Origin of the sequence: Sneathiella sp., from assembly GCF_036960985.1 — a bacterium.
Lineage (GTDB): Bacteria > Pseudomonadota > Alphaproteobacteria > Sneathiellales > Sneathiellaceae > Sneathiella.
In genome coordinates, this window is sequence record NZ_JBALWD010000003.1 from 1 (window position 1) to 23,344 (window position 23,344).

22 protein-coding genes are annotated in these 23,344 nt (G+C 45.3%); all 22 read left to right on the forward strand.

Features of this window, described 5'->3' with window-relative positions; all coding sequences use genetic code 11:
- On the forward strand, positions 1-524 hold a 524-nt coding region (locus V7723_RS02135), incomplete at its 5' end, for a biotin--[acetyl-CoA-carboxylase] ligase (RefSeq protein ID WP_335682770.1).
- Between the two features lie 22 nt (positions 525-546).
- Complete coding sequence (locus tag V7723_RS02140) at positions 547-1,314, forward strand: type III pantothenate kinase (RefSeq protein ID WP_335682771.1); 768 nt, start codon at positions 547-549, stop codon at positions 1,312-1,314.
- Between the two features lie 8 nt (positions 1,315-1,322).
- Positions 1,323-3,002, forward strand: a complete 1,680-nt coding sequence (locus tag V7723_RS02145; protein WP_335682772.1) for a ribonuclease J — start codon at positions 1,323-1,325, stop codon at positions 3,000-3,002.
- A 14-nt stretch (positions 3,003-3,016) separates the two neighbouring features.
- Positions 3,017-3,421, forward strand: a complete 405-nt coding sequence (mce, locus tag V7723_RS02150; RefSeq protein WP_335682773.1) for a methylmalonyl-CoA epimerase — start codon at positions 3,017-3,019, stop codon at positions 3,419-3,421.
- Between the two features lie 12 nt (positions 3,422-3,433).
- Entirely contained in the window at positions 3,434-3,694 is a 261-nt protein-coding gene (locus tag V7723_RS02155; RefSeq protein WP_335682774.1) for a DUF1467 family protein, read from the forward strand.
- 16 nt (positions 3,695-3,710) lie between these two features.
- Positions 3,711-4,121 carry a hypothetical protein gene (locus V7723_RS02160; RefSeq protein WP_335682775.1) on the forward strand — a complete coding sequence of 137 codons (411 nt, stop codon included), beginning with the start codon at positions 3,711-3,713 and terminating at the stop codon, positions 4,119-4,121.
- Between the two features lie 110 nt (positions 4,122-4,231).
- Positions 4,232-5,545 carry a proline--tRNA ligase gene (gene proS / locus V7723_RS02165; RefSeq protein WP_335682776.1) on the forward strand — a complete coding sequence of 438 codons (1,314 nt, stop codon included), beginning with the start codon at positions 4,232-4,234 and terminating at the stop codon, positions 5,543-5,545.
- Between the two features lie 29 nt (positions 5,546-5,574).
- Positions 5,575-6,795 carry a lipoprotein-releasing ABC transporter permease subunit gene (locus tag V7723_RS02170; protein WP_335682777.1) on the forward strand — a complete coding sequence of 407 codons (1,221 nt, stop codon included), beginning with the start codon at positions 5,575-5,577 and terminating at the stop codon, positions 6,793-6,795.
- The gene (locus V7723_RS02175; RefSeq protein WP_335682778.1) at positions 6,788-7,471 is read left to right on the forward strand and encodes an ABC transporter ATP-binding protein; all 684 of its coding nucleotides are present in this window, start codon (positions 6,788-6,790) and stop codon (positions 7,469-7,471) included. The genes V7723_RS02170 and V7723_RS02175 overlap by 8 nt, the downstream gene beginning before the upstream one ends.
- A 336-nt stretch (positions 7,472-7,807) precedes the next feature.
- Positions 7,808-11,335, forward strand: coding sequence for a DNA polymerase III subunit alpha (gene dnaE / locus V7723_RS02180; RefSeq protein ID WP_335682779.1), 3,528 nt, complete (start codon positions 7,808-7,810; stop codon positions 11,333-11,335).
- A gap of 192 nt (positions 11,336-11,527) precedes the next feature.
- Positions 11,528-12,394 carry a 30S ribosomal protein S2 gene (rpsB, locus tag V7723_RS02185; protein ID WP_335682780.1) on the forward strand — a complete coding sequence of 289 codons (867 nt, stop codon included), beginning with the start codon at positions 11,528-11,530 and terminating at the stop codon, positions 12,392-12,394.
- A gap of 76 nt (positions 12,395-12,470) precedes the next feature.
- Entirely contained in the window at positions 12,471-13,394 is a 924-nt protein-coding gene (tsf, locus tag V7723_RS02190; RefSeq protein ID WP_335682781.1) for a translation elongation factor Ts, read from the forward strand.
- Between the two features lie 176 nt (positions 13,395-13,570).
- Positions 13,571-14,287: a UMP kinase gene (gene pyrH / locus V7723_RS02195; RefSeq protein WP_335682782.1), complete on the forward strand. Its 717-nt coding sequence runs from the start codon at positions 13,571-13,573 to the stop codon at positions 14,285-14,287.
- Positions 14,288-14,358: 71 nt separating this feature from the next.
- On the forward strand, positions 14,359-14,916 hold the full coding sequence (gene frr / locus V7723_RS02200; RefSeq protein ID WP_335682783.1) for a ribosome recycling factor: 558 nt from the start codon (positions 14,359-14,361) through the stop codon (positions 14,914-14,916).
- Positions 14,917-14,919: 3 nt separating this feature from the next.
- A complete protein-coding gene (locus tag V7723_RS02205) occupies positions 14,920-15,651 on the forward strand; it encodes an isoprenyl transferase (RefSeq protein ID WP_335682784.1) in 732 nt (243 codons plus the stop codon).
- A complete protein-coding gene (locus V7723_RS02210; RefSeq protein ID WP_335682785.1) occupies positions 15,651-16,463 on the forward strand; it encodes a phosphatidate cytidylyltransferase in 813 nt (270 codons plus the stop codon). The genes V7723_RS02205 and V7723_RS02210 overlap by 1 nt, the downstream gene beginning before the upstream one ends.
- A gap of 1 nt (position 16,464) precedes the next feature.
- Complete coding sequence (gene dxr, locus V7723_RS02215; protein ID WP_335682786.1) at positions 16,465-17,670, forward strand: 1-deoxy-D-xylulose-5-phosphate reductoisomerase; 1,206 nt, start codon at positions 16,465-16,467, stop codon at positions 17,668-17,670.
- 28 nt (positions 17,671-17,698) lie between these two features.
- Positions 17,699-18,850 carry an RIP metalloprotease RseP gene (gene rseP / locus V7723_RS02220; protein WP_335682787.1) on the forward strand — a complete coding sequence of 384 codons (1,152 nt, stop codon included), beginning with the start codon at positions 17,699-17,701 and terminating at the stop codon, positions 18,848-18,850.
- A gap of 70 nt (positions 18,851-18,920) precedes the next feature.
- A complete protein-coding gene (gene bamA / locus V7723_RS02225; protein WP_335682940.1) occupies positions 18,921-21,197 on the forward strand; it encodes an outer membrane protein assembly factor BamA in 2,277 nt (758 codons plus the stop codon).
- 8 nt (positions 21,198-21,205) lie between these two features.
- Positions 21,206-21,775 carry an OmpH family outer membrane protein gene (locus tag V7723_RS02230; protein ID WP_335682788.1) on the forward strand — a complete coding sequence of 190 codons (570 nt, stop codon included), beginning with the start codon at positions 21,206-21,208 and terminating at the stop codon, positions 21,773-21,775.
- Complete coding sequence (gene lpxD, locus V7723_RS02235; protein ID WP_335682789.1) at positions 21,775-22,803, forward strand: UDP-3-O-(3-hydroxymyristoyl)glucosamine N-acyltransferase; 1,029 nt, start codon at positions 21,775-21,777, stop codon at positions 22,801-22,803. Before V7723_RS02230 ends, lpxD begins: the two co-directional genes overlap by 1 nt.
- Positions 22,800-23,264 (forward strand): 3-hydroxyacyl-ACP dehydratase FabZ, encoded by a 465-nt coding sequence (gene fabZ, locus V7723_RS02240; protein WP_335682790.1) that lies wholly within the window; start codon positions 22,800-22,802, stop codon positions 23,262-23,264. Before lpxD ends, fabZ begins: the two co-directional genes overlap by 4 nt.
- The last annotated feature ends 80 nt before the right edge of the window (positions 23,265-23,344 follow it).

Consider the following 23,344-nt stretch of genomic DNA (forward strand, 5'->3'; position numbering starts at 1 on the left):
CTCGCTTATCCTTTTTAATCGCGGTAGCATTACATAAAGCGATTGCCGCTGAATTGCCGACTGAAGCAGATGTTAAAGTCAAATGGCCTAATGATGTCCTTATCAAGGGCCGCAAAACATCCGGAATATTACTCGAAAGTAAAACACGGGCTGACGGCATACTAGACTATGTTGTTGTTGGTACGGGTGTGAATGTGATTTCGTTTCCCGAAGTCACCGATGGGTTAGCCGCGACATCGTTGAAGCAACATGGTGCAAATCCCAAACTTGAAACATTGCTGTCCGCCTATCTTCATAATTTTTTAGAATTATACATGATGTGGAAGCAAGCCGGATTCGCACCAATTCGCCGGGAATGGCTTGAAAGAGCCGTGGGAATTGGCCAAAGAATCACTGTCAAATTGAGTGATGAGACCATATTCGGCATATTTTCTGATTTGGATCAAGATGGCGCGTTAATTCTTCGCATGGACTCAGGCGAAGAAAAGCTGATTACTGCGGGAGAAGTGTTTATAGTCCCGTGAAAGTTACAAATAGGAGATTGAGATGTTACTGGCAGTAGATGTTGGAAACACAAATATTACCTGCGCGGCATATAGTGGTCGCGAATTAGTGAACGAGTGGCGGATCGCGACGTCCAGCTCGCGAACAGCGGAAGAGTATGGGGTTTGGCTTAGCCAGGCCATGGCGCTTGATGGTCTGGTTCTGAGTGAGATCAAGAATGTCATCGTGGCCACAGTCGTTCCGGAAGCGACTTTCAATATCAAGGGATTTTGTAAAAGATACTTTGGTGTATCACCTATGATAATCGGCGAAGACGGCGTTGATCTTGGGATGAAGCCACTGATTGATAACCCCAAAGAAGCGGGCGCGGATCGATTGGTGAACGCAGTTGGCGCTCATGTTATTTACGGCGGCCCGTTGGTCGTGATTGATTTTGGAACGGCAACGAATTTTGATGTTGTTGATGGCGATGGGAACTATATCGGTGGTGTTATTGCGCCAGGAGTAAATTTGAGTCTCGATGCTTTACATAAAGCCGCCGCGAAATTACCTCGTATTGCCATTGACCGGCCGGAACGCGTAATCGGGAAAAATACAGTAGAATGTATGCAAGCCGGTATATATTACGGTTATTTAGCGATGACCGAAGGACTGATTGTCCGGATTCGTGAGGAATATGGGGAAAAAATCAAGACAGTGGCGACAGGTGGATTAGCGCCGTTATACCACAAAGGAACAGACATTATTGATCATGTCGATAGCGATTTAACGCTAACCGGGTTGGTCGAAATTTTTTACAGGAATAACTGAACTAACCAATGAATGAATTTAAAGGCGATCTGAAAGACTCTCTTATTTTTCTACCCCTTGGGGGAAGTGGAGAGATAGGCATGAACCTGAATTTATATTGTTGCAATGGTAAATGGTTGATGGTCGATTGTGGTATTTCTTTCGCCGATGATCGTGCCCCTGGCATTGATGTCATTGTTCCAGACGCTTCATGGATTTCAGAAAGAAAAGAAGATCTTCTGGCAATTATTGTTACTCATGCTCATGAAGACCATGTTGGTGCGGTTGCGCGCCTATGGCCATTATTTCAATGCCCGGTTTACACCAGTCCGTTCACGGCAGAGATTCTATCGTTGAAATTAGCGGAAGAAGGGCTGGAAAAAGAGGTTGAGGTCAACGTAATTGCTGCCGGGAGTTCCATGTCGATCGGCGAGTTTCACATAGATTTTGTCGACCTGACTCATTCAATACCTGAAATGCAGGCGTTGATGATTACGACGCCTTATGGCCGCGTCCTTCATAGTGGGGACTGGAAGCTTGATCCCAATCCTGTCGTCGGCCCGGCGAGTAATCTTACTAAAATGGCTGCTGTTTCAGAGCAGGGCGTTCTCGCAATGATTTGCGACTCTACCAATGTTTTCAAAGAGGGGGTATCCGGGTCGGAGTTGGATGTTCAAGCAAGCCTGGACAAGCTACTAGGAACTATAACAACCGGCCGTGTTGCCGTGACAACTTTTGCATCAAATATTGCTAGGCTGATGACCATCGCCAGTGTGGCTGAACGGCATGACAGGCATGTGGTGCTCGTTGGCCGGTCGTTGCATCGAATGACACAGGCCGCCAAAAAATCTGGCTATCTCGGTGATTTACCACCGTTTCTTGATGAAAAAGATGCAGGACATATTCCGCGAAATAAAATTTTACTTTTATGTACAGGAAGTCAAGGAGAGCCGCGCGGTGCAATGGCGCGGATAGCGCGGGACGAACACTCCCATATCTCACTTTCTTCCGGTGATACGGTGATTTTTTCGTCGAAAGTGATCCCCGGAAACGAGAAAACACTCTATGCCATGCATAATAAACTGACAGAATCTGGCGTCAATGTCATCACGGAAGCGGATGAATTTGTTCATGTTTCTGGACATCCTGCACGTGCTGAACTAACGGACATGTATAATATCGTAAAACCTGAAATTGCCGTTCCAGTGCATGGAGAAGCGCGACATTTAAGGGCTCATTGTGATCTTGCATTGTCCTTGGGCGTTAAATCGGCAATTGAAATTACTAATGGTAATCTTTTGAAATTGGCGCCTGGAAACGCAGAAATAATAGGTTCAGTGCCTTCCGGGCGGTTTGCGGTAGATGCAGGTGGGTTGACGGCATTAGATGGTGATTTTCTAAGCACTCGCCGACGTCTAGTTTATAATGGTGCAATCAGTGGTATTGTTATTGTTAATGAAAATGGGAAAATAACGGAAGACCCTGAAATTCGTTTGCGGGGTGTCGTGGATGAAGGTCTGTTTCCAACGTTGCAAGCTGATCTGCGCCAGGAAATTTTCATGAAACACGCAAAATTGACAAAGAAACAACGCCTGTCGGACGACGATGTCGGAGAATCTGCTCGGCAAGCTGTACGGAAGGTCTTCAGGAGAATAGCGGGTCGTCGGCCAATAACGGATATTTATGTGATAAGATTTGAAGACGAATAGGAAAGTATATCAAAATGATAGGAAGACTAAATCACGTTGCCATAGCAGTGCCGGATTTGGAGGCCGCTGCTGCCGTATATAGAGATACGTTAGGCGCGACGGTAAGCGCACCACAGGATGAGCCAGATAATGGCGTTACGGTCGTGTTTGTTGAGTTGGATAATACCAAGATAGAATTATTGTATCCGTTGGGTGAAAATTCACCAATTGCGGGATTTCTTGCAAAAAACACTTCTGGCGGAATGCATCATGTTTGCTACGAAGTGGAAGATATTATTGCGGCCAGGGATCAATTAGTAGAAAAGGGCGCCCGGATTCTTGGAGACGGGGAGCCAAAAATTGGGGCTCATCAGAAACCAGTTTTATTTTTACATCCCAAGGACTTCTCTGGAACTCTTGTCGAGCTAGAACAAGTATAAAAGGTAATATTTATGTCCATCGTCGGCGGAATTGTTATTTTTGTTGTGGTTTGGTTACTTGTTCTCTTCATGGTATTGCCCTGGGGCGTAAGGACGCAGGATGAATCCGATGAAGGTGTCGAACCCGGGACCGTTGAAAGCGCTCCCGTTGATCCGAGAATATGGACAAAATTCGCCATTACCACAGGCATTACTGTTTGTCTTTTCGTCATTATTTCGGTGATCATTGAGCTTGAACTCATTGATCTCAGAGCATTTTTTCAAAATACGTAATGAGAGGGAGCCGGGTTTGAATTTTATTCGGGTGACGATAGTTTTAATCTTATTTCTAGTGCCTGCTCAAGCATTTGCTGAGGATGTTGAGCTTGAAGTCTCGAAAAAGAACTGCTCCCGCATTACAAAATATGTTGCGGATGCAGATGTAGACTTTAAGCCCGGTGTTGATGTTCATGGTAAAGCGGTTGTTCCAGCTGATTTAGATGGACAGCAGATTAAAATTCCGGATACGATTTTTATTAATTTGGCATTACCATTCAAGGACTTACTAAATAATTATAACCCGAAACTTAAAAACGCTGAAGTGTATGTCGGATTAATCGAGTATAATATCAGCAGTGGTAGAATGTTGTATAACGGGCAAGAACTCTCTGATCCAGCGCTCAACGCAATTGCCCGAGAATGTCAGAAAAGATACCAATAACCGGCAAATCCTTGCAATCTGCAGGAATCCCGTTAAAAGTCTGGAAAATACTTCGCTCGCACCCTATTTGAGGCTATGCCCTCGCGTACAACAGTTTTAAGGCTTTACTCATGCGCCTCTCGCAGTTTTTTTTACCGACTCTGAAAGAAGATCCCAAAGAAGCACAAATTGTTTCTCATCGCTTGATGTTGCGAGCCGGAATGATCCAGCAATCTTCTGCGGGTATTTACTCATGGTTGCCGCTTGGGCATAGAGTTTTAAAGAATATTGAGAATATAGTTCGTGAAGAGCAAAATCGTGCCGGTGCATTGGAAATTTTGATGCCTACGTTGCAGCCTGCCGATTTGTGGCGTGAGTCTGGGCGGTATGACGATTACGGTAAAGAAATGTTACGGATTACGGATCGTCACGACCGGGACATGCTCTATGGTCCAACCAATGAAGAACAAGTTACTGATATTTTTCGTTCTCATGTAAAAAGTTACAAAAATCTACCGTTAAACCTCTATCACATCCAGTGGAAATTCCGGGACGAAGTTCGCCCTCGCTTTGGAATTATGCGCGGCCGTGAATTCCTGATGAAGGATGCTTATTCCTTTGATTTGGATTACGAAGGTTCGAAGATCGCCTACAATAATATGTTTGTTGCTTATTTGAAAACTTTCGCACGACTTGGGATAAAAGCAATTCCCCTTCGAGCAGATACAGGACCTATTGGCGGCGATTTGTCTCATGAATTTATCGTCTTAGCGGATACTGGAGAAAGCGAAGTCTTTTATCACAAGGACCTGTTGACGTTGGATACACCTACTGAGGCTGCATACTCACCTGATCAATTGCAGTCTATTGTCGATGAATGGACGGGTTATTATGCGGCAGCAGACGATATGCACGATGCGGCGACTTGTGATGTCGCTGCAGGTGATTTGATAACCCGACGCGGTATAGAAGTTGGACATATTTTTCATTTTGGAGATAAATATTCGAAAGCAATGGGTGCGTCTGTTGCGGGACCCGATGGCAAAGAAACACTGGTTTCAATGGGATCATATGGTATTGGCGTTTCTCGCCTTGTTGGTGGAATTATTGAGGCGAGTCATGATGAAAACGGCATTGTCTGGCCGGCTTCAGTGGCGCCATTCGATGTTGGTCTGATAAATTTGAAGAGCGGAGATGACGCCTGTGACGCGGCATGTGAAGATTTCTACGGGAAACTTATTTCGGCAGGCGCGGACGTATTGTATGATGAAACATCTGGTCGTGCTGGCGAAAAATTTGCGAAGATGGATCTTATCGGTTTGCCCTGGCAAGCGACAATTGGCCCGCGGGGAGTAAAAGCGGGTGTTGTTGAGGTTAAAAATAGAGCTTCTGGTGATAAGCAGGAACTCTCCCTTGATGATGCGTTACAACTGCTGGTGGGCTGAGCTCTGTGTTTTCCCGATTTGAATGGACAATGGCCCTTCGATATTTGAGAGCTCGCCGCCAAGAAGGCTTTATCTCGGTTATTGCGTTGTTTTCGTTCTTGGGCATTGGCCTTGGTGTCGCAACATTGATCATTGTGATGTCTGTCATGAACGGATTTCGTGCGGAACTACTGGATAGAATACTCGGGCTGAACGGACATTATGAAATTCGGGCCCCTGAAGAAACACCGCTCGTTGATTTCGATGGGGTTATTGCCCGACTGAAAGATGTTCCCGAAGTTGTAAGGGTTGCCCCCATTGTTGAAGGTCAGGTTATGGCTTCTGGCAAACAGGCTAGCGGAGCTTTGGTGCGAGGAATGTCGCCTGAGCAGCTAAGTAGCCTGAATGTTCTTTCTTCGAATATAATTGATGGATCGTTGGATAATTTTGGTGACAATAATTCTTTGCTTATCGGGTATCGTTTGGCACGTACTTTAGGCGTCAAAGCTGGGGATAAATTGAAGCTCATTTCGGCGCAAGGAACGGCGACGGCCTTTGGCACGATGCCCAGGGTGAAAACATTTAAGGTTGGCGGACTTTTCGAAACGGGCATGTACGAGTATGACAATGGTTATATCTATATGTCGTTGAAAGCTGCGCAGACCTATTTTCGACTAGGGGACGGTGTCACAGCGCTCGAAGTATTCGCGTCGGACCCGGATAGTGCGCTCGAAGCGCGCCGTGAAATTGTCAATGCTGTCAATATAAGAGCCTATATCTATGATTGGCAGCAGTCGCGGGCGAGCTTCTTTAATGCCTTGCAAGTTGAACGAAATGTCATGTTCCTTATTCTTACGTTGATCATAATTGTTGCTGCATTCAATATTATTTCCAGTCTCATTATGCTGGTCAAAGACAAGGGCAGGGACGTCGCCATTTTACGAACCATGGGCGCAACGCGCGGAATGATAATGCGGGTATTCTTTATTGCGGGTGCCAGTATTGGCGTTGTCGGCACAGCATTTGGTTTTGTTCTAGGATTGGGATTTTGTGCGAACATAGATAGAATAAAAGGCCTGATTGAGGGATTAACGGGAGCGGAACTTTTCTCCGCTGAGATCTATTTCCTTTCTAATCTGCCAGCCAAAATTGATCCGACTGAAGTAACAACGGTAGTTGTAATGGCACTTGTGCTTTCTCTACTCGCGACGATTTATCCATCCTGGCGGGCGGCGCGTCTCGATCCAGTAGAGGCTCTTCGTTATGAATGACGCTGTTCTAAAGCTAGAGAATGTTGGGCGCGTTTTTTCACAGGGACAAGAGGATCTCCTCGTTCTTGATCAAGTTGCGTTGGAAATCGCGCCAGGGGAAATTGTTGCACTGTTAGGTCAATCTGGTTCTGGAAAATCCACTTTGCTTCAAATTGCGGGCCTTCTGGAACCACCGACTACAGGTTCCGTCTGGATTACGGGTGTAGATTGTAGTAATTCGAATGATTCTAAGCGGACCGAGATTAGGCGCGATCAAATTGGTTTCGTTTATCAGTTTCATCATTTGCTCCCCGAATTTTCAGCGCTTGAAAATGTCATGATGCCCAACTTGATTTCTGGAGTAAGCAAATCGGCAGCTCGGGAAAAAGGGACAATGCTACTCACACGTATGGGCTTGCAAGATCGATTGTCCCACCGTCCAGCCAAACTGTCAGGTGGCGAACAACAACGTGTGGCAATTGCGCGTGCTTTGGCCAATGATCCGGCACTTCTACTTGCTGACGAACCGACAGGAAATCTGGACGAACAAACTGCTGAGATGGTATTTCAACAGTTTCTTGATTTGGTGAAAGATCAGAATGTCGGTGCTTTAGTGGCGACGCACAATACGGAATTGGCCGCTCGTATGGATCGGATTGTCCATGTCCGTGACCACCATCTTCTTGAGGAAAAGTAGTTTCCGTTGTTAAAATATCAATTTTCCCCAGTTTCCAGTACTTTTTTGCCCTATAAAAAATTGTTCCAGCGGGTAGTTGACAAAAGAACAAAACAGGAACATTATTGCTTCAAATATAAAGGAGCGAATAATGAATATATTCCAAATGATGAAAAGTGGATTTGAAACAGCAGCGTTCGGGGGAGCACTTGGAACTATGTTCTTTTGGGCAGAAATTGTGTCGAGCTTTACTGGCTAAATTTTTGGGGGTTTTAAATACTGGGAATAAAAGTTATCCACAAGATTTTGAGGTAGGGTGCATGTGAAGCCCTGACCTTTGTTAAAGGGTGTGCAATAGTGGGACGGCTGAAATCACTACTGGAGGAATTGCCCTTGCCTCAAACTGGGTCGGCACCCGATAATTCTCACAAGTTTGTTCATTTGCGGTTGCATTCGGCGTACTCCCTCTCAGAAGGCGCTGTGCCGGTGAAAGATATTGTAAAGCTGTGTAAGGCAAACAATATGCCGGCCGCAGCTATAACTGACACCAGCAATATGTTTGGCGCATTAGAATTTTCTTTGGCGATGCAAGCGGGGGGTATCCAACCCGTTCTGGGATGTCAGATAGCCGTTACCCGAAGAGACGCGGCGGATCGATCCGGACGGCGGCCAGACCCAGATCCGGTTGTTTTATTGGCCCAGAATGAAACGGGTTATCATAATCTTCTCAAGCTCACATCTCATGCTTTTTTGAAAACAGATGCAGGTGAGACTGCACAAGTTGATGTTTCTGTCCTGACGAAACATGCGGATGGTGTCATCTGTCTCACGGGTGGTGTGGAGGGCCCGATCGGGCGGCTTCTGGCAAATGATCAGATCGAGGAAGCCGAAAGGTATATTAGTGACTTACAGGAAATCTTTGGAAACCGCCTGTATGTCGAAATTCAGCGCCATGGATTGGCTATTGAACGAAAGACGGAACCGGGTTTTCTACAACTGGCGTATGATAATGAAATACCACTTGTCGCAACAAATGAAGTATTTTTTCCTAATAAGGAAATGTATAGCGCCCATGATGCGTTGATTTGTATCGCGGACGGAAAATATGTTGGCGACTCTGATCGTATTAAGAGAACGCCTGAACACTTCTTTAAGTCGCAAGTCGAAATGGTATCGCTGTTCGAAGATTTGCCTGAAGCCATTCGTAATACAATTGTGATTGCCCAAAGATGCGCCGTTGCAGCCAAACGGCATGATCCCATCTTGCCAACCTTTTCGTCTGCGGATGGGCGCGATGAAGCCACAGAACTTGAGGACCTTGCTAACAAAGGTTTGCGAATACGGATGGCGAACGAAGTTTTCACCGCCGAGATGCCGGAAGAGGAACGGGTTGAGAAAAATACGGAATATTTTGACCGTTTGAATTACGAGATTGGTGTCATTAACGAAATGGGGTTTCCAGGATACTTCCTCATCGTTTCAGATTTTATCCAGTGGTCAAAAGAAAATAATGTCCCTGTTGGACCGGGGCGTGGTTCCGGTGCCGGTTCCGTTGTCGCTTGGGCTTTGACTATTACAGATTTGGATCCTTTACGATTTGGATTGCTGTTTGAGCGATTTCTTAATCCTGAACGGGTGTCCATGCCCGATTTCGATATTGATTTTTGCCAAGACAAACGTGAACTTGTCATACGATATGTGCAGGAAAAGTACGGCCATGAACAAGTAGCGCAAATTATTACTTTTGGAAAACTGCAGGCGAAGGCTGCTATCCGCGACGTCGGGCGCGTTCTGCAAATGCCTTATGGCCAGGTTGATCGAATTAGTAAGATGATTCCTTCAAATCCGGCTAACCCTGTTACGCTGCAAGAAGCTTTGGATACAGAACCCAGATTACGTGAAGAGCGCTTCGGTGACCCTGAAGTGGCGCGCCTTATTGAAATTGCCCTGCAATTGGAAGGACTTTATCGGCATGCATCGACCCATGCTGCGGGTGTTGTCATAGGTGACCGGGCATTAGATGAATTGGTCCCGCTATACAGGGATCCGCGCTCGGATATGCCGGTGACACAATTTTCTATGAAATATGCGGAGGCCGCGGGGCTAGTCAAGTTTGATTTCCTTGGCTTGAAAACGCTTACGGTATTAGACCGCGCAAAGGATCTTTTGAAAAAGCGCGATATCGTTATTGACTATGCTAAAATACCGTTAGACGATCCGGCAACTTTCGATTTATTGTCGACCGGTAATACTATCGGCGTGTTTCAGCTGGAAAGTTCAGGCATGCGCGACATGTTGCGTAAAATGCGCCCTGATGCTTTTGAAGATATCATCGCCATTGTTGCGCTGTATCGCCCGGGGCCAATGGAAAACATCCCGACTTATATTCGTAGGAAGCATGGGGAAGAGGAACCTGATTATTTGCATCCGCAGCTCAAGTCGGTATTGGAAGAGACATATGGCGTCATTATCTATCAGGAACAGGTGATGGAAATCGCCAAAACTTTGGCGGGATATAGTCTTGGTGATGCAGATCTGTTGCGTCGGGCCATGGGTAAGAAAATTCAATCGGAAATGGACGAACAACGGTCAATTTTCGCAAAGGGCGCGAAAGAAAAAGGTGTAACGACGAAAGACGCCAGTCACATTTTTGATTTGGTGGCTAAATTTGCCAATTATGGTTTTAATAAATCTCATGCTGCGGCCTATGCGCTCGTCTCTTATCATACAGCATATCTGAAGGCGAATTACCCGGTTGAATTTATGGCGGCCTCCATGAGCTTGGATTTAAATAATACGGATAAATTGAACCTATTCCGACAAGATCTGGAGCGGATGAAAATCCCAGTAAATCCGCCATGTTTAAATGCCTCGGAAGTAGAATTCTCTGTGGAGTTTGAAGGAGATTCTGGTGCGGTGCGCTACGCTTTGGCGGCGGTCAAGAATGTTGGTCGTGAAGCCATGGCTGGCATTATTCGCGACCGCGAGGAAAACGGACCATATAAGGATGTATTTGATTTATCAAATCGCCTTAACCCCAGGCACATGAATAAACGGCAGGCGGAAAATTTATGTCGGGCTGGGGCATTTGATGCCTTATTGAGTGATAGGGCCCAGGTATTTGCATCAATCGAAATGCTGCTCCGGCAGGCGCAACAATCGGAACAAGAAAGGGATACTGGGCAAGTTAATTTATTCGGTGGCGCGACGGAAAGCGTTGCGGCGACACCTTTACTCCCATTGGTCTCGCGGTGGACTACCATGGAACAGTTGAAACAGGAATTCGATGCTGTGGGTTTTTATCTATCCGGTCACCCTTTGGATGCGTGGGCTAAGACTTTGGATAAAGTCGGTGTACGAGAATCTGCTGTATATATTGCGAGTTTGGGCGTATCCGAGAGTGCGGCAAAGCTCGCCGGGACGGTAATGGGGAAAAGAGAATTACGGACGAGAAAAGGCAAGCCCCTTGCCTTCGTTCAGTTATCTGACAGTACAGGGGCATATGAAGTGACCATGTTTGCAGAAACGTTGGAACGAAGCCGGGACCTATTAGTAGTTGGACAATCACTTATATTGAATGTGACAGGCAATCTTGATAACGAACAGCCTAGGCTCACGGTTCAAGGTATCCAACGTCTTGAAACGATGGCCGCCAATATAACAGATGGTGTCCGAATTTTTATGGATGACGATAAACCCATTGAACAACTTGCTTCTGTTTTAAACGAGGGAGGAAAGGGTCGGGGCCGCGTCGCATTAGTGCTTAATATGGAAGAGGAAGCTCGCGAGATAGAAATCGATCTTTCTAGCCATTTTAATATCTCTCCGGAGGTGCGACAGGCGTTGAAATTTGTGCCGGGAGTTATAGATGTTCATGATATTTAGAGAATAATGTCGAATTGCACTGTTTAGCGTACGTTTTCTCTTGCAATTCCTGTATTAGGAGCGTAATCACCGTCCTGTTAAATTCGCACGTGGGTTCGGGTTTTATTGTGTTGATAATTCCCATCCGGTGTTCGGACAATGATGTCCAGGACCACTACCCACGGAGGCTCAACCGGAAAAGGAGATAGCAGAATGGCTCTGCCTACTTTTACTATGCGTCAGCTCTTGGAAGCTGGTGTACATTTTGGTCATCAATCCCGTCGTTGGAACCCGAAAATGGGTCCTTATATCTTCGGGTCCCGTAATAAAATTCATATTCTCGATCTACAACAAACTGTTCCATTGTTGTATCAGGCGCTAAAAGTCGTTCGTGATACAGTTGCTGGCGGCGGTCGCGTGTTGTTTGTTGGCACAAAACGCCAAGCTTCAGAAATTGTTGCGGACAGTGCAAAACAGTGCGCCCAGTTCTATGTCAATCATCGCTGGCTTGGCGGTATGTTGACCAACTGGAAAACCGTATCAAACTCGATTAAGCAGCTTCGTAAACTGGAAGAACAACTGTCAGGCGACAGCAGCGGATTGACCAAAAAAGAAGTTCTGAGAATGACACGTCAACGCGACAAACTTGAGCGCGCGCTAGGCGGCATTAAAGAAATGGGCGGTCTGCCGAATGTTATCGTCGTGATCGATACTAATAAAGAAGAACTTGCTGTTCAGGAAGCTAACAAACTTGGTATCCCGGTGATTGGTATTTTGGACAGTAATTCTAATCCGGATGGCATTACTTACCCGATTCCAGGAAATGATGATGCACTGCGTGCAATTAACTTATATTGCGACTTATTCAAGCAAGCAGTGATCGACGGCATTTCTGTCGAAATGGCTGACGATGGCGTGGATCTTGGCGCGGCTGAGACACCGATCATGGAAGAAGAAATACCAGCAGCGGAAGCTGTGGCTGAAGAAGTTGTTGCCACGGAAGAAGTGGCTGCGGAAGAAGTTGTTGTCGCAGCGACCGAGGAAACGGCAACCGTTGAAACGGACGCAAAAGCTTCTTAAGTAATCTTTTGCCCCGGATTTTTTTGAAACCGGGGCAATTGCCTTTATCACATTCTTATTACGTGAGGACTGAGTTATGGCTGCTATTACAGCTGGACTAGTGAAAGAACTCCGCATCAAGTCAGGTGCGGGCATGATGGATTGTAAAAAAGCGTTGACCGAAACAGACGGCGATGTCGATGCTGCCATTGATTGGCTGCGGACCAAAGGTTTGGCGACGGCTGCCAAGAAATCTGGCCGTGTTGCGGCTGAAGGGCTTGTCGCTGTTGTCTCTAGCGGGACATCTGGTGCCGTTGTTGAAGTGAACGCAGAAACGGACTTTGTTGGTCGGAATGAAGATTTTCAAAGCCTGGTGATGAGCATTGCAGAGGTTGCCGCTGAAATCGGAGGCGACGTTGATGCAATTAAAGGGTCAATATATCCTGGCTCTTCGAACACCGTGGAAGAAAAGCTGACATCTGCTATTTCGACAATTGGCGAAAACATGAATTTGCGCCGAGCAGAAAGGCTTTCCGTCAATAGCGGTGTTGTTGCGTCATACGTACATAACTCGGTTGCGGACGGATTGGGTAAAATTGGTATTTTAGTGGCACTGGAAAGTGCCGGCGATACTGCTGCCCTTGCAGTGTTAGGTAAGCAGATTGCCATGCATGTGGCAGCGACAAGCCCGCAGTCAATAAGCGTGAATGATCTTGATCCAGCAGCCATCGAGCGTGAACGCGCTGTGCTATCACAGCAGGCACGTGAATCAGGAAAGCCGGAAGAAATTATCGGCAAAATGGTCGAGGGTCGTCTGAGTAAATTTTATAAGGATGTTGTTCTATTAGAACAAACTTTTGTCGTTGATGGTGAAAATTCTGTAAAAGCAGCAATTGATCTAGTAGCCAAAGAAATTGGTAGCCCGATCGAAGTTGCAGGAATGGTTCGCTACGCAGTTGGTGAAGGTATCGAGAAAGAAGAAACTGATTTTGCCGCAGAAGTTGCCGCAGCAGTCAGCTAATTCTAAGAGTAAAATTTATATGGCGGTCTCGATCACGAGGCCGCCATATTTTTATGTCTAAATAAGTTTAGGTGTTTGATTTTCATTGATGAAGTCGTCTGCCTTTTCAAATTCTACTTTTTCTGTATGCTGTCTTTCCGACGCCGGATTATCAACAGTATTCTTTGGGGAATAAAATGTCGAACACACCTCAGTATCGCCGGGTTTTGCTAAAATGTTCAGGAGAAGCGCTTTTAGGAAATCAGCAATACGGGATCGACGTTGAGACAGTCACAAGAATTGCCGCCGATATAAAAGAAGCCCACGATATGGGCGTAGAGGTTTGTGTCGTGGTTGGCGGCGGCAACATCTTTCGCGGTGTTTCCGGTACAGCTCAAGGTATGGATCGCTCGAGTGCTGATTATATGGGAATGATGGCGACAGTCATGAACGCCTTGGCGCTTCAAAATGCAATCGAACGACAGGGCATGGATAGCCGGGTGCTTTCGGCAATTCCGATGTCTGCTGTTTGCGAACCGTACATACGCAGGCGTGCAGAACGGCATTTGGAAAAAGGCAGGGTTGTTATCTTTGCGGCTGGAACGGGTAACCCTTATTTTACAACGGATACAGCGGCGGCACTTCGTGCGGCGGAGATGAAATGCAATGCTTTGCTTAAAGGCACAAATGTTGACGGTGTCTATGACAAAGATCCTCAAAAGCACGATGATGCGACAAGATATGAATCCCTTTCTCATCTGGAAGTTCTCGCTCAGGATCTTAAAGTAATGGACGCTGCCGCAATATCGCTCGCGCGCGAAAACAATATTCCTATTCTTGTTTTTTCAATTCAAGAAGAGGGCTCGTTTGCGCGGGTCTTGAAAAAAGAAGGTTGTTTCACAGAAGTGATCTAAAGGGTATAAGGTCTGCCAGACAAAAATACGTTTTATTGAGGATTGTTCTTCAATAGTGAGGGAGAAGAAATATGGCTGCCGGAAATATGAAAGATCTTGAAAAACGTATGCAAGGGGCATTGGATGCGTTAAAGCATGAATTCGCGGGACTACGAACTGGGCGAGCTCATGTGAGTTTACTCGATTCTGTCATGGTTGAAAGTTATGGCGCTCAAATGCCGATCGTTCAAATTGCAACTGTTAGTGCGCCAGAACCTCGCTCATTGTCAGTTCAAGTTTGGGATAAAACAAACGTCAAAGCTGCTGAAAAAGGTATTCGAAATGCTGGCCTTGGTTTGAACCCTGTCGTGGATGGTACGACCGTGCGTGTTCCCATACCGGAACTCACGGAGGAGCGGCGTGCAGATCTGGCTAAAATAGCTGGGACTTATTCTGAAAACGCTAAAATTGCCATCCGAAATGTTCGCCGTCATGGCATGGATGATGTAAAAAAAGCTGAAAAAGACGGAGATATTTCTAAAGATGAGTTGAAGAAGTCTGAGGATGAAATACAGAAGCTAACGGATGACTACGTTACATCGGCAGATAGCCTGCTAAGTGACAAACAAGCGGAAATCATGCAGGTCTGATTGATGGACGCCGCAACCACCCAAAAAATTACCGATTCTAAAGTTCCCACTCATGTTGCCATTATTATGGATGGCAATGGGCGTTGGGCAAAAAAAAGAGCACTTGGTCGATTGAAAGGCCATGAAAAAGGCGCGGAAGCGGTTCGCGAAGCTTTAAAGGGCTGCGAAGATCTCGGTATTCAATACCTGACTTTATATGCCTTCTCGTCGGAAAATTGGAGCCGGCCGCCTGAAGAAGTAAGTCACTTGATGGGATTGTTTCGTTTCTTTTTCAAAAAAGAACTGAAAGCCTTGTTGGAAGCAGGTATCCGCGTCAAATTTATAGGTAATATACGAAAATTACCCGAGGATATTCAACTACTTGCGAATACGGTTGTGGAGCAAAGCAAATCGAATACAAAGCTTGTTCTAACAATTGCGCTGAGTTACGGAAGCCATGCGGAAATTACTGCCGCGGTTCGGAAAATTGGAGAGTGGATTGAAGCGGGCGAGTTGAAACCAAACGATATCACCGAAGATCTAATCCATCAAAATTTGGACACTGCCGATACTCCCGATCCCGATTTGCTTATCAGAACGAGCGGTGAGAAGAGGTTGAGTAATTTTTTACTATGGCAAAGCGCGTATACTGAATTGGTTTTCCTGGATGTATTATGGCCTGATTTTTCGAAAAGCGATCTTAAAGAAGCGGTGGCGGAATATGCGGGCCGCTGTCGTCGCTTTGGAGCTCTGTAGTGACGGATAACAGATTTTCTTCGTTACAGCTAAGAGTGATGTCGGCCTGTGTTCTTGCACCGATTGCCGTTGCTGCGCTTTATTTCGGTGATCTATATTTCGCGACATTTTTAGGCTTGGCGTCGGTCGCGATGTGCTATGAGTGGTGTATGGCCTCTCTGTCCAGCCGGCGATTGTTGTTTACTGTTGTGACAACTGTGACAGTTTTGATAGCCCTGTGCGTCTCCTATTATTTTTCTCTATCTCAATCAATTATGGTGCTTATATGTGGCGCGATCGTAATGGCGCTTGCAGGATCTTTGCTTAAACAAGGAAAAGATTTCCAGTGGCTCTTTTTGGGCCCTTTTTGTATAGGATTACCAGTGGTATCTCTTTTGGTTATCCGAAATATTCCGGAAGACGGGTTTGCTCTTGCAATAACGTTATTTTTTGTAATTTGGGCGACTGACATTGGTGCATATTTCGCAGGTAAAACCATTGGTGGCCCGAAGATAGCGCCCTCAATTAGCCCAAATAAAACGTGGGCAGGACTCATCGGCGGCATGGTTGCGGCCATGATCACCGCGTTTTGTATGGTGTATTTCTTGATTAATGCCGAAACTGCCCCATTTGGAATAGTAATTCTTGGGGCTATTTCTGCAATATTGGCGCAAGCAGGTGATTTTTCTGAATCTGCCTGGAAAAGAAAATTCGGTATTAAGGACGCGAGTAACCTAATTCCGGGCCACGGGGGTGTTCTTGATCGGCTGGACGGTATTTTATTCGTTGCACCTGGTTTGATGGCATTGTTACTGCTTACGAGTGGAAATTAGGATGATCACCGGTATGGGTGCTAATGAATTTTCTCGAAAACCTAGAGGTGAACTCCGTCGAATAAGCGTATTTGGATCGACAGGATCAGTAGGGATTAACACGCTTGAGTTAGTCGCGGCTTCTGCGGAAGAATTTCAAGTAGAAGTTCTGACAGCCAATGAAAATGTCGCTCTACTCGCTGAACAGGCTAAGAAGTTAGATGCTAAATTAGCCGTCGTTGCAAATGAAGCGTATTTTGGCGAACTTAAAGACTTGCTTTCCGATACCGAGATAGAAGTCGCCGGCGGCCAGAAAGCACTAATTGAGGCAGGCTCCAGGGACGTGGATTGGGTTATGGCAGCGATTGTTGGCGCTGCCGGACTGGCACCGACTTTAGCGGCAATTCAAACAGGGGCGATTATCGCTCTTGCCAACAAAGAATCGTTAGTTTGCGGCGGATCGCTTGTTTTGGATAATGTTCGAAAATACGGCGCGACGCTTTTACCTGTCGATAGCGAACATAATGCGATATTCCAAGTACTTGATTTCAATCAGATTGATAAAGTGGAACGCCTTATATTGACCGCTTCCGGCGGCCCTTTTCTAAATCTAAGCTATGAAGAAATGCGGCTTGTCTCCCGCGAGCAAGCATTGGCTCACCCCAACTGGGACATGGGGGCAAAAATATCCATTGATAGCGCAACGATGATGAATAAAGGGTTAGAGCTAATAGAAGCCGCCCATCTATTTCCCCTTCCACCAGAACAGATTGATATTCTAGTACATCCTCAATCAATTATTCATAGCATGGTTGAATATCGTGATGGATCCGTTTTGTCCCAGATGGGATCGCCGAATATGAAAACTCCTATTTCCTACACGTTGGGTTGGCCGGATAGGCACCAATTTAACGCTGATCGGTTAGACCTTGCGAAAGTTGGGTCTTTAACTTTTCTTAACCCTGATCCAATAAGATTTCCGGCATTAAGGTTAGCAAGAAATGCTCTGAAAACTGGAAAATCTGCGCCAACGACACTAAATGCAGCTAACGAGGTAGCGGTAAAAGGGTTCCTTGACGGAGAACTGGGATTTTTGGATATTTGTTCCGTGGTGGAAGAAACATTGCAACGAAGTAAGATTGTTGAACTCAATTCTATTGAAGACATAGTTGACATTGATCAATTGGGAAGAGAACAGGCCCTCTCTATTGTTAAACAATTTGCGTAGAAAATGAACGGGAAAACGGTAGTACACTATGAATTTCATCATTGATAATTGGATTTATATTCCAGCCTTTGTCGTCGTGATAACGGTACTCGTTTTTGTCCATGAATATGGGCATTATAAAGTCGCTCGCCTTTGTGGAATTAAAGTAGATGAATTTTCCATCGGCTTTGGTCCTGAAATCTTTGGCCGAGTTGACAAAAATGGATGCCGCTGGAAAGTAGGATCTATTCCTTTTGGTGGCTATGTGAAATTTCACGGGGACGCAGGCGTGGCGAGTAACGCTTCGACTGATGTTGAGGAAATTTCCGAGGAAGAAAAAAAAGTAAGCTTCCATCACAAACCGTTATATCAACGGGCGGCCGTTGTTTTAGCTGGACCTGCTGCAAATTTTATTTTTGCCATTGCGGCACTTGCTATACTTTTCATGGTTTTGGGGCAGGCACAAACGCCGCCGGTAGCAGGTGAAATTGTTGCAGACAGCGCGGCAGCGGCAGCCGGTATGGAGCCGGGCGACAGAGTTCTATCTGTCGATGGCGTCAGTATCGCGAGTTTCGAACAACTACGTCGCACTGTTGTCGTTGGACTAGATGAACCATTGCAGATGAAGATTGATCGTGCGGGGACAATAATTCCACTCGCGATTACGCCCAAGATAGTCGTTCAAACCGATGCGGATGGGAATGTTCAGAAAATAGGCCAGCTGGGAATCAAATCTACAGGACGTGAGTTCGTCAAACATGGACCAATAAGCGCTCTGGCAAGTGCAGTTGATCAGACTTTGTTCATAACGACGGCAACCTTTAAAGGCGTCGGTCAGATGATCAGCGGGGCACGGGATGTCGCCGAGCTTAGTGGACCGCTTGGTATTCTTAAAATGTCTGGTGACGCCGCGAAACGTGGAGAGGATTTCACTGATAAAGCGCTCTCTCTGTTTAACTTTATGATATTTGTCTCTATTAGCCTTGGACTTATTAATTTATTCCCGATTCCCATGTTAGACGGCGGGCATCTGGTTTTTTATATTTATGAGGCCATTGTCGGGAAACCATTAAACGCAAAAGCGATGGAATATAGCTTTAGAATTGGCTTGTCGCTTGTATTAATGTTGATGGTTTTCGCCACTTGGAACGATATCAATAAACCTTGGGTAAAAGATTTTTTCACGGGCCTGTTTTCCTAGAGGCAAAGGTCTGATAAAACATATGCAAAATTAGTCTTAAGATTTCCTCTTCGGGGTTAAAAATTTGCGTGTGATTATATTATTCGTGCTGTTCGCGTTTACAGCGCTGACAGTAACAGCGACAACGGGTTCGGTGACACACGCCCAATTGTCTTCTATCATCTCAGAAATTCGCATTGATGGAAATCAGCGGATTGAAGACAGTACGGTGAAATCCTACCTTTTGGTAACAGAGGGAAATCCCTATGACAGAGCTCGGGTCGACAGGTCTTTAAAATCACTTTTTAATACTGGTTTATTTGCCGATGTTTCTATCCGGCAAGAAGGTACCGTTTTAATTGTTGATGTTGTTGAAAACCCAATTATAAATCGACTTGCCTTTGAGGGAAACCGAACTCTTGAGGATGAAGTTCTTTCAGCGGAAATCCAACTCAGACCACGTATTGTATATACACGTGCACGCGTTCAAAATGATGTTCAGCGCCTGATTACTGTATACCGCCGAAGTGGTCGGTTCGCCGCAACAGTTGAACCGAAAGTAATTTTGTTGCCGGAAAATCGTGTCGATTTGGTTTTCGAAATTACGGAAGGGCAGCAGACAGGCATTAAAAAAATTCGTTTTCTAGGTAATAAAAAATTTAGCGATAGCAAACTCTTAAGTCAAATTTCTACAGAAGAAACCCGCTGGTATAATTTTCTCTCGGATTCAGATACCTATGATCCTGATCGTCTGACCTTTGATCGAGAATTACTCCGAAAATATTACCTATCGAAGGGATATGCAGACTTCAGAGTTGTTTCAGCAATTGCGGAACTTACCCCCGATCGCGATGGTTTTTTTATTACTTTTGCCGTTGACGAAGGCCCTAGATATGATTTTGGAGCGATTAGCGTTGAAACAGAAATAAAGGATATACAGCCAGAAGCATTGATGGAGTTCGTCACAACTATTGAAGGGGATACTTATAATGCTGACAAGATTGAAGGTAGCGTCCAAAATCTCAACTTTGAGCTTGGAAAGCTCGGATACGCCTTTGTTAATGTACGTCCACAAGTTTCCCGAGATCGTGAATCATTAACAATTGGATTGATCTACGAAATTCGTAAAAGTCCACGTGTTTACGTGGAAAAAATAAATATCACGGGTAATGTGAGAACTCTTGATTACGTCATCCGCCGCGAATTTGAATTGGCGGAGGGCGATGCGTTCAATACTGCCTTATTGCAAAAATCTAGATCCCGTGTTCGAGGCCTAAATTTTTTCGAAAAAGCGGAAATTTCTCAAGAAGAAGGATCCGCACCTGATAAAACAATAATAAATGTTGACGTTCAAGAAAAGTCGACTGGTGAACTGAGTGTTGGTGCAGGCTTCTCAACTTCAGAATCCGTTTCCGCTAATATGCAAATTCGCGAGCGTAACTTGTTAGGAAAAGGTCAGGATTTAAGGCTGGGGATTTCGTTTGGCGCAGATAGCCAGCAGATTGATCTTGGATTTACGGAACCTTATTTCCTCAACCGTGATTTGAGTGCTGGTTTTGATATATTTAGTACGAAGCGAGATTTACAAGATGAAAGCGGGTACAACCTTGAAAGACTTGGTCTAATTCTAAGTACAGGCTTTCCAATAAAAGAAGATATTCGGGGGTCAATTAATTACAGTTTAGTAAATGAAAAAATTGATAATTTGAATAGTGACGCGTCGACCGTGATCCAGAAATCGGAGGGTGAGTATCTTATCTCATCTATCGGGTATAATATAACGATAAGTGATTTGGATGATATTTTATTTCCAACGACCGGTAGTAAGTGGATCTTTGGTAATAATGTTTCTGGTCTCGGTGGGGATGTGCGCTCACTCGAGACCACGGCAAGTTACATACGGTTTTTCCCTGTTTATGAAAACGATGTTGTGTTTAGCACTGGAGCAACCGGTGGCTATATCGTAGGGTTGGGAGAGGACGTTATAATCTTGCAACGTTTTAACGCCGGGGGCAGCAATTTTAGAGGATTTGAAAATCGTGGTATTGGTCCGCGGGACATAGCAAGTGGGGATGCTCTTGGAGGAAATGCGTATATAATCGGGTCGGCAGAGTTACGTTTCCCGCTCGGTCTTCCACAGGAATATGGTATATTGGGGAGAACGTTCGTGGATGTTGGAACGTTAACTGGAATTGACGATAACGATTCAGGAATTGCCGATAGTGGTAGTATTCGGGCATCTGCGGGTGTCGGCATGAATTGGGTTTCTCCTTTTGGACCAATTCAAATTAATATTGCCTACGCGTTCTTGAAAGAAGATTATGATAAAGACGAAATTTTTGCCCTTGATTTTGGGACGCGGTTTTAGGAAATCATATGACGAAAACAAAAACGGTTCGATTGTTTCTTCTCTGTACCGCAATGTTTGTATTTTCAGTACAATATGCAAACAGCCAGACAGTGCGCAATGACGTTATCGGCGTTATTGATATTAGACTTATAATGCAGAATTTGTCTGTCGTTCAGGATATTGATACTCAGGTTAAATCTCTCGAAGAAAAAATAAAAATTGAGTTCAGAGATAGGGAGCTTAAATTAAAGAGCGAAAAAGAACAAATAGAACGCCAGAAAGTTCTTGTTACCCCCCAAATTTATGCGCAAAAACAAAAAGAATTTAATCTGAAGGCCAAAGGATTCCGCCGTGAAATTGAAGAAAAATCCCGGCGTTTACAGCAAGCCCGAGCGATGGCATTAACTGAAGTTCGAGAAAGCATGATCCCGCTTACGCATGTGATAATGAGTAATTATGGCGCGACTGTCGTTTTTGATCAGAACGAAATATTGTTTGCGGATCAATCATTAGATCTTACGCCCCAAGTTATTAAAGAACTTAACGGGAAACTGAGCAAAGTGGTTGTTAAATTGCCGCCATTGAAGAAAAGCTAATGCCAGATTCAGTGTTTTTTTCGTCAGAAGGTCCTTTTTCTTTAGGGGAAATTGCTACCTTACCTGGTGTCAAATTAGATTCTGAGGCGGATCCGAATACGATAATTTCGGACGTAAAGCCTCTTGATTTAGCTGGTGAGGGAGATTTGACGTTTCTAAGTAATCCTAAGTATGGACAAGCATTTTTAGAAACTAAAGCGACTGCGTGCGTGGCACCGGAAAAAGCACGGGGTAACCACCCAAAAGGCTTGTCTTTATTGATTTCGCCGGATCCGTATAAAGCATATGCGCATATTGCCGCCAAGTTTTACCCACCTGTCCCGGGATCAGGAGTTATTGATTCAACAGCTATTATTTCGCCGTCCGCCAAACTGGGCCCACATGTCTCTGTCGGACCGTATACTATTATCGAAGATAACGTTGAAATCGGAAATAATTGCATAATTGGACCACTATGCCACCTAGGAAAAAACATAAAATTGGGTACCAATTGCCGTCTTGGAACAAGCGCTGTGTTAAGCCATTGCTTTTTGGGAAACAATGTTTCCATCTATAATGGCGTAAAAATCGGACAGGATGGTTTCGGGTTCGCACCGGATGCTGTTGGACATGTTAAGGTACCGCAGTTGGGCCGGGTAATTATTGGTTCCAATGTTGAAATTGGGGCTAATTCTACAATCGACCGAGGAGCAGGCCCGGATACGATGATTGGCGACAACACTTGGATCGATAATCTCGTCCAAATCGGACATAATGTAGTCATCGGAAAAGGCTGTATTATTGTGGCGCAAGTTGGTATCGCAGGAAGTTCTAAAATTGGCGACTATGTAGTTTTTGGGGGGCAGGCGGGAATGGCAGGTCATGCGACCGTCGGAACCGGCGCCAAAATATCTGCCCGCGCCGGTGTAACAACAGATGTTCCCGCGGGCGAAGTATATGCTGGTTTTCCAGCGCGGCCAATAAAGCAATTCTTCCGCCAACTGGCAACATTAAATAGATTATCCAAAGGTAAAGGGTCGAAGAAATGACTGATAAACCACGGGCCGATCTGGTTGAAACCCTCGATATCCAAGACATTTTGGAAATGATTCCGCACAGGTATCCTTTGTTGCTGGTGGACAGGCTAATAAACATCATTCCTGGAAAATCAGCGACTGGCGTAAAAAACGTCACTATGAACGAGCCGCAGTTTCAGGGGCATTTTCCGGGCCGACCGATTATGCCCGGTGTCATGATAGTTGAATCAATGGCACAGACGGCAGGGGTACTGGTTATAAAAACACTTGGTGCGGAGTCCAAGGGTAAACATGTTTTGTTTATGTCCATTGATAACGCAAAATTTCGCAAACCCGTGGTACCCGGCGATACCATGCATGTAAATGTTGAAATAATGCAGCAACGAGGACCTGTCTGGCGGTTTTCAGGCGTCGTATTGGTGGATGATAAAAAAGTCGCGGAAGCCGATTTCTCGGCAATGATTGTCGATTAATCCCGGTAACTCGCTGTAACATAGCTTGATTTGAGCAATCAAACGTTCCTTGTTAGCTATAGTATATAATATCCTTAGTA